This window comes from Polaribacter aestuariivivens, assembly GCF_005885675.1.
In the GTDB taxonomy this organism is placed as follows: domain Bacteria; phylum Bacteroidota; class Bacteroidia; order Flavobacteriales; family Flavobacteriaceae; genus Polaribacter; species Polaribacter aestuariivivens.
This window is the reverse complement of record NZ_VANR01000008.1, coordinates 1-19,087: the sequence shown is the minus strand read 5'-3', so window position 1 is coordinate 19,087 and position 19,087 is coordinate 1. Positions and strand designations below refer to the sequence as shown.

The window sequence follows — 19,087 nt, the reverse complement described above, 5'->3', positions numbered from 1 at the left end:
ATGGAAAGACGAAATTTTTTAAAGAAAGCATCAGCAACTGGTTTCGGTTTGGTGGCAGTTTCATCAACAATAATAAGTTGTGATTCTGATAAAAAAGAAAGTAAAAATATAATTCCTGTTAAAGAAAATACTATAAAACCTTTGGTAATTGCTACGTGGAAAACAGATTTAGCAGTTGAAACTGCAGCTGCAGTTTTAGAAAATGGAGGTACTGCTTTAGATGCTGTAGAACAAGGTTGTAGAATTGAAGAAGCTAACGAAAAAGGACAATCTGTAGGAAAAGGAGGTTTGCCAGATAGAGATGGAAATGTTACTTTAGATGCTTGTATTATGGACTCCAAAGGAAATTATGGAGCTGTTTTAGGAGTAAAAAATATAAAACACGTAATTTCTGTCGCTAGAAAAGTAATGGAAGAAACGCCACATGTAATGTTGGTTGGAGAAGGAGCAAAGAAATTTGCAATTTCAAAAGGTTTTGAACCTGAAAATTTATTAACTGAAGCTTCTAAAAAAGCATGGGAAAAGTGGAAGGTAAAATCAGAATACAAACCCATTATCAATATCGAAAATCATGATACCATTGGCATGTTAGCCATTGATAAAAATGGTAATATATCTGGAGCTTGTACCACAAGTGGTTTGGCGTATAAAATGGCTGGTAGAGTAGGAGACTCACCTATAATTGGTGGTGGTTTGTTTGTAGATAATGAAATTGGTGGTGCATCTGCAACAGGTTTAGGAGAAGAGGTTTTAAAAACTGTAGGAAGTTTTTTAATTGTAGAATTAATGCGCCAAGGAAAATCACCTCAAGAAGCCTGTGAAGAAGCTATTGGCAGAATTGTAAACAAACCAGGAAAAAACTTTAAAAACTTTCAAGTGGGTTATATTGCCGTAAATAAACAAGGAGAAACTGGAGCATATTCCATTCACGAATGGTTTAGTTACAACATTTACAAAAACAAAGAAAATAAAAATATTAAATCAGATTATTTTAACAAAGTATAACTATGTCAACAACAACTACAAACAACAAATCTTACAAGAGCGCCTTTATATTTTTAACCACCTTATTTTTCCTTTGGGGATTTATTACAGTTTTGGTAGATAGTTTAGTACCAAGATTAAAAGATGTTTTCGAAATGTCGTATGCAAAAACAGTATTGGTACAATTTGCATTTTTCGTAGCATTTTTTGTTTTTTCGCTTCCTGCAGGAGCAATTTTATCTAAAATTGGGTATAAAAAAGGAATCGTTTTGGGTTTATTAACCATGGCAGCAGGTTGTTTGTTATTTTATCCTGCAGCATCTTTTCGATCTTTTCCTGTGTTTTTATTTGGGTATTTTACACTTGCAGGAGGAATTACCATTTTACAAGTAGCAGCGAATCCATATGTAGCTTTGTTAGGTAGTGAAGATGGAGCCAGTAGTCGTTTAAACCTATCACAAGCATTCAACTCGTTAGGAACCACAATTGCGCCAGTAGTTGGAGCATTATTCTTATTAAGTGATTCTGTAAAAACATCAGCAGAAATAAATTTATTAAGTGATATAGATAAAACCAATTATTACGTTGCAGAAGCAGCAACTGTACAAACGCCATTTTTATTTATTGCCATTTTTATTGCTTTGTTAGCACTAATATTTGGATTTATAAAACTACCAACAGTAATGCAAGAAAGTCCGAAAGGAGGCTATTTAACTTTGCTAAAAAACAAATTAATGCTCATGGGTGCTTTGGGTATTTTCGTTTATGTTGGTGCAGAAGTTGCCATAGGTAGTTTTTTAGTAAACTATTTTGCAGATATGAATTTGGCAACTGTAGTTGCAGGAAACGAAACCATGATGAGTATTGCAAACACCATTGCAAGTACATTTAATAAAACCTTTACAGATTCCGATCCAAAATCTTTACTAGCCATTTTTGTGATTTTTTATTGGGGAGGAGCAATGATTGGACGTTTTGTAGGTGCATACTTAACTAAAATTATGACACCAGGTAAAGTACTAAGTATTTTTGCTTTTTTAGCCATTACTATGATTGTTATTTCCATAAATACTACAGGGTTACTTTCTATGTGGTCTATTTTAGCAGTAGGTTTGTTTAATTCTATTATGTTTCCAACAATTTTTACGTTGAGTTTAGAAGGTTTGGGCGATTTAAAAGCACAAGCCTCTGGTTTGTTATGTATGGCAATTGTAGGTGGAGCAATTATACCTTTTATATTTGGTAGTTTAATTGATGGTTTTGGCTTCAAAACCGCCTTTATTTTAACAATAGTGTGTTATGGCTATATTTTATTTTTTGGAAGAATGAAAGCAAAGAAAATTTAATTTTATAAGCAGCTATTTCCAGCTTTCATTACTCGCTTTTTTTACCAAAAAAGGTAAAAAAGAGCTCAAACACGCCATTCAATCTGGGCTAAACTTGTTTGACAAAAAAGTGAATTAATAGAAAAGGTTTTTGAAATCTTACTAACACCAATATAATTTGTTACGAGGATTTTCGCAAATAGGCAAGAAGCAAGCAATAAATTATATTGGTTATAGCAAATGTTATTTAATTATTCATATTTTTTTTAAAATGGTTTTATTCACAACTGTCATATTCAGCAATAACTTCTAGTATTTGACTCTCTCTAAATTTTCTTTTTTTAAGTTTTTTAACCAAAGATGGGCAATCTGAAAAATATTTCATAGCCCTTTTCCTGAAAGATTTTGTAAAAAGTGATGCGCTTATATTTGTAGGTAAGGTTATTAAAGGAGAAGCTATCTTTTCATTTTTTCTTAATGCATAAAATTCATTATCTTGAGACGAATAATAAGTTGAAGATGTAAAACCACGTTGACCACCAATCATATTTGGAGACATTGTTGAGTTACTCACTATTCTTGCGTATAGTTTCATTTTTTTAAATTCAATTAGTTTAAACAATTGATATTTTGACCTTGAAGTTTTTACATATTCATAAATAGCTATTTCATTATTTCTTTCTTTTATTATCGCTTTATTCACGTTTGTATTGTCATATTTCATTTCTTCGTCATTCTCATTTTTTTTAAACTTTATCTTATGAGAATTTATGAGTGCACCTTTATTTATTAATGGTAATTTTAAATTTCCTGTGATTGTGTCCCCATTTTTTAGTATTAAGCTTCCTTCAACCCAATTATTTTGAGCATTTCCAATGCTGATGATTAAAGTTAATAATAAAAGTGTAAGTTTTTGTTTCTTCATTTTTTGATTTTTTTCAGTAATTTTAGTTTATATATTAAATAAATTTATTAAAATTTCAATGACTTTAATGTAGTTTTTTAAAATCTCGCTAACGGTTTTGTATATTAAAAGTAGCTTGTTTAAATGCGTCATTTTTCAATTTAGAAACAAATATAGCAGAAAAGAACCAAACTTTGAGTTTAGTACTTCACTGCTATTTTTTATATACCTTGTTAGGCACAGTAATTTTAAAATTGCTTGATTAAATCTATAGGGCCACCACCATTATTTTCATAAATAGCTTCGAATGGAAAATAATTCCAATTGCTACAACCACAGTTATTCCAAACTCTAACTCCAATATTTAATTGACCACTAAAATTAGGTCGTATTTCCTTGTATTGAGAACCATTTCCATAATTTCTTACTTGAGAATTCGGAATACTCCACTCATAAGAATATGAATAAGGAAAACCAGTATCAAATAACATAGGTTGATAATTAGCTTTTAAAACAGACCATTGTTGTGCATATATTTCTACATTTCCAATTTTTTGAACATTCAAATATCCACCTCCTTGATTATTTATTTTAGGAGCACCAACTATAACTCCTTTTGTAATTGTAAAGTTTAAATTAGAAACACTATAGCTAATGTATCCAGAATTTAATGGGTTTGAAGTATTGTGAGAAACAGAAATAGAATTATAACTTTGACTAATAATAGTAAGGTTGGGAGAAACACTCCATACTCCATTTGTCATACAAATAGGTACATTAATGGTATATGTTTTAATTTCATTATCACAAATATAATTGTCTCCACTAATTTCACTTGGTTGTGTATTACAATCAAAATTACAAGTGTAACTTGCTTGAATGCCATCCAATTCTTCCGCCAACCAATCACCATTTCTTGGATTAAAAGAAATATGAGGTTTGTTTTGTGTATTCAAGTTTTCATCAATATCTGATGAAAAATTATCAAATGGACTACTTTTTATTCCTGTTGGAGGAGTTATATTTTTATAAGAACGTAAATAATCACTATTGTTTAAAACTACGTTATTGCTACCTATATCTAAAGCACTTGCAGTAGGTATAAAACTAAATTTATCTCTTAAAAAAACACCATTAGGTAAAGTACTAGTATCTATAAAATTAGAAACACTATAATAACCACCACTATAACTATCAAAAGGTAAAATATTATTGGGTTGATTTTTAGTTATATCCGTAATATTTGTAGTAATACTAACCAACCAAAGTATAACTTTGGTATACGAAATTTTTCCTTTATAGATTTGATTTTCTGTTCCATAAGGAATAGCTTTTGCATTAAAGTTAACATTAAATTTTCCGCTAGTTGAAATTAAGTTTAAAATACTACCATAAAAACTACCAACAAAAGAACCATGACCTACACCCCAAAATAATGCAATAGGAGTTATTAAATTTTCTAAATAAGATAGTTTTACACTTTCATTTACATTTAATAAATCATCACCAGGGTTGAAATCTTGTATATCACCACATTCACTACCATTACTTATGGCTATATTTCTTGAATACAGAGGATAACCTCCACTATTGGCAATTCCTTTATTTTTAAGTTGATTATAAAAATTATCATGTTCACTGTTTTCTATTGCATAATAATTATTGGCTCTATTTTTTAGTAGTTGTTTAGTTGCTGGAGTATCTAATAAAGTGAATACATCATCTACATTTGTGAATAGTGATACTACAGTACCTGCAAGAGTTTGTAAAAATTGTTGGTCTATATGTCTTAACATATATTGTACAGCAATTGGAATATTTGCGCCTTGTTGGGGTGCATCATGACTAATAAACAAGCGAGTATCATGATTCATTCCACGTTCTTCCATATCTGCTAAAGCCCATCTACCAATTACACCACCCATACTTTGTCCTAAAATTACATTTGGTTCTGTACTACCTGCAATAGATTTTTGTTGATTTACCCATTTTATAATTTCTTCTAAAGCATAGGCATTTCGTTGTAAATAATCTACGCCATTATCCCAGTCTACAAAAATTATATCGTATTCTTTATAATAACCTCTTAATAAATTGTAAAGTTCGCCACTATTATTTAAACTCCTTTTAAATTCGGCATAACCACTATATCCAAATTCACTTTCAGGGTTTAAAATAACACCAGCATCAAAACCTTCTGCAACAATAAGAGGTTTTTTTATTTGACTGTTTCCATAAGCATAATCAATAGTTAAATTTACAGAAGCATTTTTTCCTAAATAACTATCTGTTGCTGTTATTTTTTTGCAAGGATATCTTGATACTCCAGTAGATGTAGACCTTTGTTGGTTGTTACTTCCATAAATATAAGTTTCATACCCTTCTTCTATGTTAATTTTAGAATGACTATATAAACTAGTACCATTAGTTAAGTTTAATTTGTATTTCCAAGTTTTTAAACCTTCTGAAGTATAATTGACAGAAATATTTTGGTTGAAAGGAATAGTAACATAACCATTACCATTGTCAAAATCTACTTGAATACTTTGTATTTGATTGGTGTTATTTGAGTAAAAAATAGTAGAAGGTATTTTTACCTGAAAATTCAAACCACTATATTTTAAAATCGCAGGCGTTATTGCAAATGTCTGTTTTGTTTCATAAGGTACTTTATTAGGTATATCATAAAATCTACCATTAGTGTAATTTATTAAATTACTAGTTAAAGCATTGCTTTTAAACTTACCATATTTAAAATATAAACCAGATAGAGAAATTATTCCTTTAGCTCTGTTATTTTTTAGATTGTTTTTAAAAACGGTTGGACTTACTAAACCACTAGCGTTGTTACTAATTTTACTTGTTAATAAGGTTTTATATATTTCCTCTAGACTATTAATAGTAAGATAATTATTGCTTGATAAAACACCATTAAATTCTTCAAGATTGGTAAATTCCATACCAGAGTCAATTAAAATTCCATGTGGTATTTTGTTTTTATCTAATTGCCCAAAAAGGGTATTCATTTGATTGGCAAAAGTTGTATTAATTTGTTGTTGGGCAAAGGTTAGTTTTGTTAACAAAACAAAACATAGCAAAAAAGTAATTCTTTTCATATTTTTGTATTAAGGTTAAATAATTGTGAGATGTTGTTTAATCTGTTATTTGAAAGATTGCCTACCTTGTAGGTGGTCTTTCTTATTTTGAAGTTATCTTTTCATAAGCTTTTTTTAGTATTTCATATCAAAACGCCCTTCACGAACTTCTACTTTTTCACCGATATTATTAATAGCATCAAACCAAAAAGTTCCGCTAATTATTGCATTATTATAATCGTGATGTGTTATAATTAATTCTCCTGTAATTTGAGGTGTTGTTGTGTATTTCTCATCATTTCCGTTATCTCTAAAAATTGTATATTCAGCAAATTTTGAATCGTTAAAAGATCTAACAGTATTTAGATTAATAACTTTATTTATTGTTAAATTTAGATTTTCTACTGCAATGAAAACAGAATTAATATTACTATTATCTTTATTAGCTATATCCAATGAAAAATTCTCTTGATTAATAAAATAGCAAATCAAATTTCCAGATGGAAAGAAACCTTTTGGTAAAAAAGCTTCTCCATTAACTAGACAACCTGCTGTATTTGCCCCAACTTTTGTGGCTTTGGGTAATTGCTCTAATGGTGTTAATTCAGTTTCATTTTTTTCAGAACAGCTATGTATAGAGAAGACTATTCCAATTAGTAAGAGTATTTTTTTCATAAATTTTATTTTAATTAATAGTTTTATTTTTCGTCTTTATTGTGCCTAACTTTAATACTGATATGACGTCGTTTTAATGACTGATATCAGTAGTTAGCGAAGTTAGTTTTTTTGCTGAAAAAATAAAGAGTGTAAATACCTGTTTTATAAACAAAAAAAGCCGAAACGTATTTGTTTCGACTTTTTATAGTTAAAAGCTTAAAATTACTATTCAATCATAATTTTCTTAGAAATTTTTCCGTTTTCTGTTTCTACATTTAAAATATATACAGTTGCTGAAAGTTTGTTTGTTTTTAATCTGTTTTCAGTAATGTTGTCTATATTTTTCCATTCACGAACTTTTTGTCCTAAAATATTATACAATGCTACTTTTTTAATTTTAAGTAGTTTGTTGTTTTGAATTACAATTTCATTAGTACTTTGATCTACAAAAGTTGTTAACTCATTGTTTAATGGGTTTACTTCATCTGTAGATAATGCCGTTTTATTTTCAAAAGTAATGTAAAAACGGTCTGTATATACACCATTTTCTATGGTTAACTCTATAGGTGTTCTACTTAAAGTGTAATACGTGTTTGTTAGTTTGTCTAACAAGTAAATAGGTCTGTTTATGTTTTTTACTTCATCTATCTGAATACTTTTAGCATCGCTATTAGTTGTTGCAATTGTTAACGGAATTTCTAATTCGTTTGTTATTTCAGAAACACCTGCAATTACTAATTTTCTATTATTCATTTCTGGGAAGTTCCAGTACATGTCGTTTTCGCCAACGTCAAATATTTCACTATCAAAACCATTTTCATACTTAAAAGTATTGCCTTGTCTGAAAGAAATTCCTATTTGCCTATGCAGTTGTACTAAATCTGAAGTTGTTCTGTTAAACCCTAGTTTTAATATTGGTAATAAATCAAACTCATCGTCATCAATATTATTTTTATTTCCTTTTTTAGAGTTTTTAGATTTAAAGAAAAAAGTACCTCCTGTATCAAAATCATCATCTTTATAATTTCTTTGAGAGTTTTCAAATCTAATGGTTCCACCATCTTCATTTGCTCTTATAAAAAATCCTTGGGCAACAGCAATATATCTGTTAGGAGCATGATAGGTACCTTCACCTAAACTAGGGAAATTACCATTGCTAAACTCAATATCATCAATAACCAAGTTGTAAGGCCTGTTTGCAGTTATTGTAAAGGTTGTAACATCTTCCCAATTTAAAAATATTTCTTGACCAGAACTACCTGTTAATAATTGGGTTTTTACTGGTTGTGAATTATCTGGTGTTAATGTTACAGTTGGATCTGATACTGGTGATGATGGTGCATTGTTAAATAAAAATATAGATTTTATGTCTATAGCATCATCAAAAGTAAAAGTAATATCATACGTATCTGTACCACCTTCAGACTTTGTTACAACCTTAGCTGTTGTACCTCCAATATTTGCAACATTAGGGTCAATAATTATAGTGTTGTTACTATACTCTACAATAACTTCTATACCTTCTACTGTTTGTGTTACATTACTTCCATTGTCAACAGCAGTTTCCCAATCATACGTTAGTGGGTCTGTTGATGGTACACCATTTGCTGCAATTCCCATGGTTAAGTTTCTTTGAGAATAACCACCATAATAACCTGCAAAAGTATGACCTGAAATACCACTTGGTTCTGTATCTTCTCCTGTATGTTCCCAGAAGTATAAAGTACCTTCAATAGCATCTATATTCGTATTTATAAAGTCTGTAGCATCTAAAGCACTTGGATATGGGTTACCTACTAAAGTTGCAGTATTGGCTGTTACAGGAATGCTTATAGAACCGTCATTTGGAGTTCCAACAAATGTAAAGTTTTGAGGATTTGCTCCAGTACTTTTCATAGTGTATCCTAAACCTCTTTTAATAACACCCGTTTCTAGTTTTCTTACGTAATTTTCTGAACGTTCATCATCTTCTGCTGGATCGTTTTCATTGGTGTAAATCCAGTAGTTTGATATGGTAATTGGAGTACCTGTTGCTCCGTTTAAACCACGATTTGGAACACCTGATTGATCTAAAGAAACCCAATTAATATCTACAATAGATGATGAGGCAGATGTTGGTATGGTACCATCTTTCATTACTTGTCCAACTCTGTAAGTATCTAAACCTAATTCTCTTACAGGAGAAGTCCAATAATGGTATCTGTATACATTTGGTACTACAGCTTGTTGGTCTCTAAATAATTTTCCTGAACCTTGTACGTTTGATAAACCTACGTGTGTTTGTACTAATTGTCCGTCTCCAATTAATCTTACTTGACCATCTAAAATAAAATCTTCATCAAACTCTAAATATTGATCATCTGCAACCATTAATTTAGAATTTGCTTTAACCCAAACACATTCTACTTCCACACTTTCTGTTAAAATAGCATGCGTAAGTGAGGTTTGTGAGTCTATAACCATTACCTTATCTCTATCTTCAGTTTGGGTACTTGGTCCGTTTGTAGTTATTAAACTATTACCACCAAACCATGAACCTGAAACGCCTATATCTCCATTCCAGAAGATTCCATTAATTTCTGAATATGTAAAATATTTAACACCATTAAAGTCGTAATTTGCGGCATACACATTTTCAGAATTAATAGTTGTATCTGTTAATGGTACATACTTTACGTTGGTAGTAAAACTTGCGTCATCTGCTATTTTTAAAACCTTTACGGTGTTTGGTGTTGTTAAAGCACCATCAATTGCAGCTTTGTTTGCAGCTACTTGTACGCTACTAACGCTTCCGTTTTCAACAATTTTCCAGGTTCTACCAATTGTTTTTTCTGGTGCACAAATTAACTCAGTTTCTGTAACAGTATTTACAACACCTGTATTGTTACCCCACATTAAAAAATCTTTGTTTGAAGCAAATGTATTTGCGTTGGAAACATTATCTGCCGCAATTGCATTTAAACCAATTGTAATAATTTGTCCGTTAGGATTTGTTATTGCATCATATGCAGGGTTATTTGATTTGGATTGTTTTTGATTTAATGCCATGGCATCATCTCTACCAATACCTGCAACATTATTATGGTATGCTGTGTTTGCACTGTAATTCCAAACTTTGGTAACTTGATCTTGTAATAGGTAATCACCCTCTATAATTCCAGCATTATAATCTACAGTACTTAACGTAAAACCATATTTTATAGCCAAATAGCTTTCTACTTGTTGTTGTTTTTTTGCAGTTGGTGTTTCGTTAAAAATCATTATTTCTGCAATTTGACCGTTCCAAAAATTAGCACTTCCATTACTACCAATATCAAAATCGTCATTTACACCAGTTATGTTAACCAATGTTGTATTATTAGTAAATAAAGGATTTCCTTGAACGTGAATTGCTTGACTAACACCTGTAGGAGCTGATCCAGGAGTTGTTGTAGCACCAGTTGTAAATAAATTGTATGTGTTTTCGTTAGCAGAAATATTTAAAATCTGATCTGTAGGATCACCAAATCGATATCTTAAATTAGTTGAGCTTACAGCTCTATTATGAAAGTTTCCAGAACCACTAACATTTTCTAAAAAAATAAAACCATTTGCGTTTACTACATTAGGATTTACAACAACATAAGACCAAAGATTAGAATACGTATCTGTTCCTAAAATACCATTAGTAATGATTAAATCTTGATTTGATGTAGGATCAAAATCTATTACTGGGTTAAAGTTTAAACCTACATCTATTTTTGAAGGAGCAGTTCCAATATCTGAAGTTGCGTCGTGTAAACTTGCAGTTTGATCTACCCAAGAAGTTACTGAAGTAGTTCCTGTTACATCTTTATCGGCTCTTAACCAAAGTATATTTCCTGCAACTCCAGGACTAATTGGGTCTTCAGAATCGTCTCTAAAATCTACATCTTCTGTAGCAACGTCTGAGTCTGTGTCTGGTAAATCTGATTGCGGATTATCAATTTCATCATTTACATCATAATTATCGTTTGTATTTGTACCTTCAAAAACATCTGCTAAACCATCACCATCAGTATCTGTAAAGTTTGATGGGTCTACAATTCCATCTGGAGTTCCGTCAGCAGAAGCACCAGTATTTTCATCTAATACTGCATCTTCTGAATTTGTAACATTATTTTCGGAGATATCGAAAATACCATCATTATCAGAATCTGTATCAATATAATCTGGATTATCAGTTCCATCGTTGTTATTTGGAGTAATGTCTGTACCACCTTGTGCAGTTTCATAATTGTCATCTAAACCATTATTGTTTGCATCTGTGATTCCGTTTCCAATTCCACTTGGAGAGATATACCCTAATGTTGTTTGTGCTTCGACATTATCAGGAATTCCATCATTATCAGAATCTATATCTAAGCTATTTATAACGCCATCACCATCCGTATCTATAGGATTATCTAAATTTGCTAAGACTGCAATTTCAGCTGGGGTTAAAGCGACTGGATAATGATAATATTCGTCCATTAAACCATCAAAATAATCGCCATCAGTTGAGTTTGCAAAAGCATCGTCATTATTTCGTCCTCCAAGACCAGAACCATCTGAGTGTGCTGCCAGTTCACCAAAACCAGAACTAATGGTTGTTGATGCTACACCATCTAAATACAAAGTTAAATCGCCATTATTATAAGTAACAGCTACATGATGCCAATTATTATCACTAGGAAAGGTAAGTGAAGTGGTTGGAGCTGAAACATTTCCTTCTCTTACAGCAGCTTCTAAAGTGTTGCCATTTAATCTTACGGTTAATCCGTTTGTGTTTCCTCCTTCATCTATAATTTCTTGAACGCCTGTTAAATCGTCTGGTTTTACCCAAACAGAGTGGGTTAGTGTTGTTACAGCTTGGTTTAAGAAGGTACCATCACTATATTGAATTAAAAATGTTCCGTTAAATTCAATCGCGTTTGAGCCAACTATATTATCTGAACTATAGGCTGGAACTGCTGCGTTTTGTTGCTCGAAATCATTTCCAGAAGAATCGTTTGTGGTGTTTTCAAAACTATAAACAGCGTCTGGTGTTGGTAATCCAGGAGTGTTTTCTAAAACGTCTGGTATACCATCATTATCATCATCAATATCTATGTTATTTGCAATTCCATCTTTGTCTGTATCTACACCAAGAATGTCATCTCTATAATCTAAATCGCCTCCAATATTTACATCATTATCTGAACTATCGTCTAAAAAGCCATCAGTTTTTGGATCTGTGTGAATACCATTAATATCAGTATATGCTTGGTCTGTGTCTGATGCTTCTAAAGCATCTACCAAACCATTTATACCAACAGTTCCTGTAAACATTCCTCCAGAGTTTGGGGGAAGTGCCTCGTTAATAATACCTTCATCTATATCATTGGTTGAATCGTTATCTGAATCTAAGTCTAAATAATCTGGTTGTGTATCACCATCTGTATTTATAACTGTTAAGCCAGTTCCGTAGGCTAAATCTATTCCTGTTAAACTAAAACTATTTGTTGGAGGAATATAACCTTGCGTTGTTTGTGCTTCTATATTATCTGGTATTCCATCATTATCTGAATCAAGATCTCTGAAATCGAAAATACCATCACCATCAGAATCTATTGGGGTACAAAATGATAGGTTACCAATTGCAATGTTTTGTGTTATTAAAAAACTACCTGTTGCTAAGTTGCTGTAAACAAATTGCAGTTTTGTTACGTATTCTGGAATTGGATTGATTATAACGTTTCCTGCAGTAGTTGTGGTTCCTGTAAATGTATTAGAACCACTATAGGTGTTTGCAGCTCCATCTGTAGTATAATCTGCAGCATCTAAAGTGTAGTTAGAACCATCTTGTTTTGTAATAATTACTTTTACAACGTCTGTTGCTGATGTTGCATCGTCTCGATTCACATCATAAATTGTAAAACCTAGATTTAAAACTGGTGCACTAAAATTAAAAACATGTCTTGATTCTGCATTGGCAGTTGCTAATTGCGATAAGTTGTAAGCACTATCTGTAGTTGTATTATCGTTTACTCTATAATTACTTTCACTAATAACGTTTGAAGTTCTTGATAGTTTTATGGTTACGTTTGCGTTTACAATTTCATCATCGACTTCAATTGGATCATCTCCATTTGTTGCAACAGTGTCTCCTTCAGTATATTCATTATTCCAGTTTAAAACTCCGTTATTAACTGTACAGTCGTTTACGATTTCTACGGAATCTAAAATTCCATCATTATCATCATCTAAATCTACTTCGTCACTTACATTGTCTCCATCTGTATCTATTGTAAACGTATCATCTCTATAATCTACGTCACCACCATTTAGTACGTCAGAATCTTCATCTGGAAAATTGTTTGTTTGAGAATTGTCAAAAGAACCATTTACGTCTGAATAATTATCACCATTATCATAGGCATTATCTAAACCATTGTTTCCATAAGTACCTGTTAATACAAGTCCTGCTTCAACATTATCTAAAATTCCATCGTCATCAGAATCAATATCTAAAAAATCTTTCGTTGTGTCTGAATCTGTATCTACTGGAGTTAATCCACCAGTATAAGCAGTATCTACACCATTTGCATCGTAAACACCATCTGGTGCTTCATAGCCAATTGTGGTTTGTGCTTCAATATTATCTGGAATACCATCATTATCTGAATCTAAATCTAAACAGTTTAAAATACCGTCATTATCAGTATCGTCAGCATTTGTTATATGAGTAATTTGAAAATTATTTATGCTGTATGTTGATGTTTGACCAAAGAAGGAACTGTCAACAAAATAATCTGTACCATTAGCATTTACTAAACTTGAGTACACTAATGTATCATTTACCCAATATGTGATAGATTTTCCTGCTTTTTTAATAGTAAGTTTATTGCCACTGGCTCCATTACTAACATTTACTCTAAAAGTACCATTTTCATAAATTTGAAGAGATTCTCCACTTCCACTAATGTAAAAAGTATAATCGATATCTTCCCAACTATTGGTAGAATTTGTTCCAGCTTCATTGATACCTATTAAAACAGCTCTTTCTGTATTATCGAGAAAAGTACCATCTAAAGTATAACTAACTTCATAATCTGTAGGCGTATCAAAGGTTGAGAAATTAGGAGAATGAGCACTGTTTACAAAGCCTGCTGTACCATTTGTGAAGGTGATGTTATTACTAGTGTAACTAAGTCCTGAACCACCAACAGTAGTGAAGGATAGGTTGCTTGTTGACATTGTTCCTGCGCTACAACCTTCTACTGTATCTAAAATTCCATCATTATCATCGTCTAAATCTGTTGTGTCTGGTACACCATCATTGTCTGTATCTCTAAAAGTTGAAGTTGCATCTCTCCAATCTACTTCACCTCCAGAAGGATTGTCTGGAAAATCGTTATATGGTGTGTTATCAAAAGTTCCATTTACGTCAGCAAAATTATCTGCACTTTCATAATTGGAATCTAATCCATTAATTCCGTAAAAACCAAATAATGATAGGTTTGCTTCCACCAAATCTGGTGTTCCATCATTATCAGAATCTGTGTCTAAATAATCAGGTATGGTATCTGTTCCACTATCTGTATTTACCAAAACGAAGTAGGCTCCATCAACTCCACCAGGAACGTTTGCATCATAATTATCATCTAAACCATCATTATCTGCATCTGTAAAAGTAGTTGGAGCAACATAACTTGCTGTTGGTTGAGCTTCTATATTATCTGGAATACCATCATTATCCGAATCTAAATCTAAATAGTTTGCGATTCCATCTCCATCTGAATCGTTATTACAAGAAGTAGTGTTTAAAATACCAATAGCATCTACTTCAAAATCGGTAATACTAGGATCTGTTTGTTTTGTAATTTGAATGTATCTAAAAGCAACATTTGAGGTTACGATGTCTGTTTGGAAATTATCTGACTGTGTACTTGTGGGTGCATCTAAATTTCTTGTGTATGTTGTATTGTCTGTTGATTCGTTAATTATAGGTATTGCTGTACCAGTAGCACCAACTCGTCTTTTCCAAGTTATTTCATATTGGGTTCCAGCAGGAAATACGCTACCAAAATCTAAAACAAATACATTTCCGTTTGTATTTACTTCTCCTGAATTGTCATCTGGTTCTCCTGTTAAGTTTCCACTATTTACAATTCCAGATTGTGATGTTAAAACAGCATTAAAATCAATACATCTTTCTACAAAATCTCTTATTCCATCATTATCATCATCTTTATCGATGTTATTTGCTACACCATCTTCGTCTGTATCTAAAAAACCTGTTACGGAAACGTCTCTCCAATTGACATCATTTGGCAATCCTAAATTGGCGTTGTTTCCATCATCAGGGAAATTATCTGTTTGTGTATCGTCAAATATTCCATTTACATCTTTATAGCTATCAATAGATTCATAGCTTTTGTCTAAACCATTGTTACCAACATTTCCGTTTAAAATTAAATTTGCTTCTATGGTGTCAGAAACTGTATCGTCATCTGAATCTAGATCTCTATAATCTGCTTCTCCAGAACTATCTGAGTTTACTGGTGTAATATCTGTTCCTCCTTGTGCAGTTTCATAATTGTCGTCTAAACCATTATTATTTGCATCTGTGAAACCATCTCCAACAGCTCCACTTGAAGCTATATATCCAGCAGTTGTTTGTGCTTCTATGTTATCTGGGATACCATCATTATCTGCATCTAAATCTAAATGGTTTGGAATGCCATCATCATCAAAATCGTAAACATCTGGAATACCTCCAGAACCTGTGGTAACATAACTTGTAGTACTTCCATCAGATGATATGTTATCATCAATAGTATCTAAGTAATTTGGTAATTTGTCTCCATCTTCGTCTCCTAAAGGATCGTACTCTGTACCACTTAAGGTCAATTCTACAGTGTCTAAAATTCCATCATTATCATCGTCTACATCATCAGCATCTACAATACCATCTCCGTCTGTATCTAATAATGATAAGTCATTTAATTGAATTGCAATATGAACACTTTCAAAATTGATGTCATCACCAGCAGTTACTGCGTTGTCTAATGGAGAAAAGGCCAAGTCCATTTTACCATCAATGTCTGGTTTTCCAATGAAAACTACTTCAGTTTTGGCCCATTTATCGTAAGCATCTGAAGTTACTGTTACGATTTGTGTCACTGGCGTCACACCAGGTTCATTAATTTCATAAGAAAATTGATCAATATATTGTCCTGAGTAGTAGTCACCACCAACACCACTACTTTTTGCTGTCATGACGTAAATTGTCAATTTATATACGTTTCCTTCAATTAAGTCTCCCATAGATGTTTTTACAGACTCTACAGGTGAGGTATTGAAATCTCCAACATCTCTCATGGAAATCCATGTTAAATCTCCAGTAGGAGGTAGGGGCAATGGAGATGCTACCCAAGTATCATTTTCTCCTAAACTACCTTGACCTCCAGCATTTGTTCTATTGGAAATATCTGGTGTTCCACCATCATCTATATATCCTGCAGGAGTACAATTACCACAAGTAGTAGCGGATGATCCTGTACTAGATATTGTTTGTGCATAAGAGATATTGCTTGTAGCTATATATATAAGTAGAAAAAAAGCAATACTCTTATAAAGTTTTATAGAACTTAAGTACTTCATTTTTTAAAATTTTTGATTCAAATATTCATAACATTCTAATTTACAAAAATAATATTTTTATTCCTAATTATTGAATTCTTATTTTTATTTCATATTCTTAATTTTTTCATAAAAAAAAACCGAAAACAAGCTTGTTTTCGGTTTTTTTAATAATTTCTGAAGATTATTTATTCTATAATAATTTTTTTGGTAAGTTCACCATTCTCTGTTTTTAATTTAATTATATAAACCGTTGCAGGCAATTTATTTACTTTTAACCTACTTTCAGATGAAGTTTCTATATTTTTCCAATTATTAAGTTTTTGACCTAAAATATTGAATAACTCAATTTTATCTATTTTTAGTAGATTTTTATTTTTTACTACTATTTCTTTAGAATTATTATCCATAAAAATATTTAGATCTTTACTTAAAGGATTAAAGTTTTCTGTATTTAAAGCACTTTGTTTAGAAAAAACAATATAAAAACGGTCTGTATATGTACCAGCAGGAATATTTAATTCTTGTGGTGTTTTTGTTAGTGTGTAATAGGTGTTTGTTACTTTGTCTAACAAATAAACGTCTCTATTGATGTTTCTAATTTCATCTATTTGAATGGTTTTCTTATCATCATTAGCCACAGCAATTGTTAGCGGTACTTCTAATTGATTTGTAATTTCAGAAACCCCTGCGATTACCAGTTTTCTATCAGCTAATTCAGGAAATTGCCAGTAGATATCATTATCTCCAACATCAAAAATTTCACTATCGTAACCATTTTCATATTTGAAGGTATTTCCTCTTCTAAAAGAGATTCCTATTTGCCTGTGCAATGCTACAGCATTAGAAGAAGTTCTGTTATAACCTAACTTAATTACAGGTAATAAATCTATTTCATCTTCATCTTCATCTTCATTTTGCTTTTTATTTTTTGCGGCATTTGATTTGAAGAAATAGGATGTATTTTCTGAAGTACCAGAAGGTTTGTAGTTTCTTTGAGAATTCTCAAATCTTAATGTACCTCCATCACTATCAGCTCTAACAAAGAAACCTTGTGCAACAGCAATATATCTGCTTGGAGCTGTATATATAGCATCTCCTAAACTAGGGAAAAGACCTTGTGTAAACTCTAAATTATCCATCACTAAATTATAAGGACTGTCTGTTGTAATGGTAAATGAAGTTACATCTTCCCAGTTTAAATTAACATCTTGCCCTAATATACCAGTTAGTGTTTGAGTAACAGGAGTACCTTTATTTGGTGTTAATGTTACTGTTGGATTTATTGGTGATAATGGAGATTTACTATTTAACAAAAATATTGATTTTAAATCTATTGGTTTGTCAAAAGAAACTTCTACTTCATATTCGCTGACACTACCAAGAAGGTTACCAACACCTTGTCCTATAATATTAAATATTCCTGAAAGTATACCAGCAGAATCATTTGAATTTTCAATGCTAATCGTTACTCCATCTACTACTTGAGAAACCACATTACCTGTTTCTGTAGCAGAAGTAAAATCGAAAGTTTCTACACCTATACTACCAGTTCCATTTGCAGCAATACCCATGGTAAGGTTTCTTTGTCCATAACCACCATAATAACCTGCAAATGTATGTCCTGAAATACCAGTAGGTTCTACATCTTCTCCTGTATGTTCCCAGAAATACAATGTACCTTCTATGGTGTTGATATTTGTGTTTATGAAGTCTGTAGCATCTATAACGCTAGGGTATGGGTTACCAACTAATGAAGCTGTTTCACCCGTTAAAGGRAAGCTTATAGTACCATCATTAGGAGTACCAACAAAAGTATAGTTTTGTCCAACAACACCTGTAGATTTCATGGTGTAACCTCTTGCTCTACCAATAGGCTCTGTTTCTAATACTCTTACGTAATTTGAAGAACGATCATCTGCAGCTGCAGGATCGTTTTGGTTTGTATAAATCCAATAATTAGCAATAGTTATAGGTGTTACTCCTGCAACTCCTGGAGCTCCATTTAAACCTCTATTATCAACACCAGGTTGATCTAATGAAACAAAGTTAATATCTGTAATGGTAGAGTTTTCTGATGTTGGTATGTTACCATCTTTCATCACTTGACCCACTCTAAATGTATTTTGATTTAACTCTCTTACAGGAGAAGACCAGTAATGATACCTGTATACATTTGGTACAACAGCTTCTTGATCTCTATAAAGTTTTCCTGTTCCTTCAACATTGGAAAGACCAACATGAGTTTGTACTAATTGTCCATCACCTACCAATCTCATTTCTCCATCTAAAATAAAATCTTCATCAAACTCTAAGTACATATTATCTGGAATTATCAGTTTAGAGTTTTCTTTTATCCAAACACATTCTACTCTTGCATCTTCTGGAAGAACTGCATTTGTTAGAGATGTTTGTGCGTCTATGACCATTACTTTGTCTCTATCTGCAGCATTTCTACTTGGACCATTTAAGTTTACCCCAGTTAAGGTGCTGTTACC

Annotated in this window: 7 protein-coding genes; 2 read left to right on the top strand and 5 right to left on the bottom strand. The window is 31.8% G+C overall.

The window, feature by feature from the left end:
* Together FDT66_RS13355 and FDT66_RS13350 are read left to right on the top strand one after the other, a co-directional pair.
* A complete protein-coding gene (locus tag FDT66_RS13355; RefSeq protein WP_138537384.1) occupies positions 1-1,005 on the top strand; it encodes an isoaspartyl peptidase/L-asparaginase family protein in 1,005 nt (334 codons plus the stop codon).
* A 2-nt stretch (positions 1,006-1,007) separates the two neighbouring features.
* Positions 1,008-2,330, top strand: coding sequence for a sugar MFS transporter (locus FDT66_RS13350; protein ID WP_138537382.1), 1,323 nt, complete (start codon positions 1,008-1,010; stop codon positions 2,328-2,330).
* 256 nt (positions 2,331-2,586) lie between these two features.
* Here FDT66_RS13350 and FDT66_RS13345 read toward each other — a convergent pair whose 3' ends face one another.
* The 5 genes from FDT66_RS13345 to FDT66_RS13325 form a co-directional block, all read right to left on the bottom strand.
* Positions 2,587-3,234, bottom strand: a complete 648-nt coding sequence (locus FDT66_RS13345) for a hypothetical protein (protein WP_138537380.1) — start codon at positions 3,232-3,234, stop codon at positions 2,587-2,589.
* A 227-nt stretch (positions 3,235-3,461) separates the two neighbouring features.
* Complete coding sequence (locus FDT66_RS13340; RefSeq protein WP_138537378.1) at positions 3,462-6,329, bottom strand: hypothetical protein; 2,868 nt, start codon at positions 6,327-6,329, stop codon at positions 3,462-3,464.
* Positions 6,330-6,443: 114 nt separating this feature from the next.
* Positions 6,444-6,983 (bottom strand): DUF6252 family protein, encoded by a 540-nt coding sequence (locus FDT66_RS13335; RefSeq protein WP_138537376.1) that lies wholly within the window; start codon positions 6,981-6,983, stop codon positions 6,444-6,446.
* Positions 6,984-7,190: 207 nt separating this feature from the next.
* Positions 7,191-16,610: a LamG-like jellyroll fold domain-containing protein gene (locus tag FDT66_RS13330; protein ID WP_138537374.1), complete on the bottom strand. Its 9,420-nt coding sequence runs from the start codon at positions 16,608-16,610 to the stop codon at positions 7,191-7,193.
* Between the two features lie 167 nt (positions 16,611-16,777).
* The coding region (locus FDT66_RS13325; RefSeq protein ID WP_138537372.1) for a T9SS type A sorting domain-containing protein at positions 16,778-19,087 on the bottom strand (2,310 nt) is incomplete at its 5' end.

What these genes read in the sequence shown, in the direction of transcription:
- FDT66_RS13355 (WP_138537384.1), top strand. Translation starts at nt 1, where the DNA reads ATGGAAAGACGAAATTTTTTAAAGAAAGCATCAGCAACTGGTTTCGGT.
- FDT66_RS13350 (WP_138537382.1), top strand. Translation starts at nt 1,008, where the DNA reads ATGTCAACAACAACTACAAACAACAAATCTTACAAGAGCGCCTTTATA.
- FDT66_RS13345 (WP_138537380.1), bottom strand. Translation starts at nt 3,234, where the DNA reads ATGAAGAAACAAAAACTTACACTTTTATTATTAACTTTAATCATCAGC.
- FDT66_RS13340 (WP_138537378.1), bottom strand. Translation starts at nt 6,329, where the DNA reads ATGAAAAGAATTACTTTTTTGCTATGTTTTGTTTTGTTAACAAAACTA.
- FDT66_RS13335 (WP_138537376.1), bottom strand. Translation starts at nt 6,983, where the DNA reads ATGAAAAAAATACTCTTACTAATTGGAATAGTCTTCTCTATACATAGC.
- FDT66_RS13330 (WP_138537374.1), bottom strand. Translation starts at nt 16,610, where the DNA reads ATGAAGTACTTAAGTTCTATAAAACTTTATAAGAGTATTGCTTTTTTT.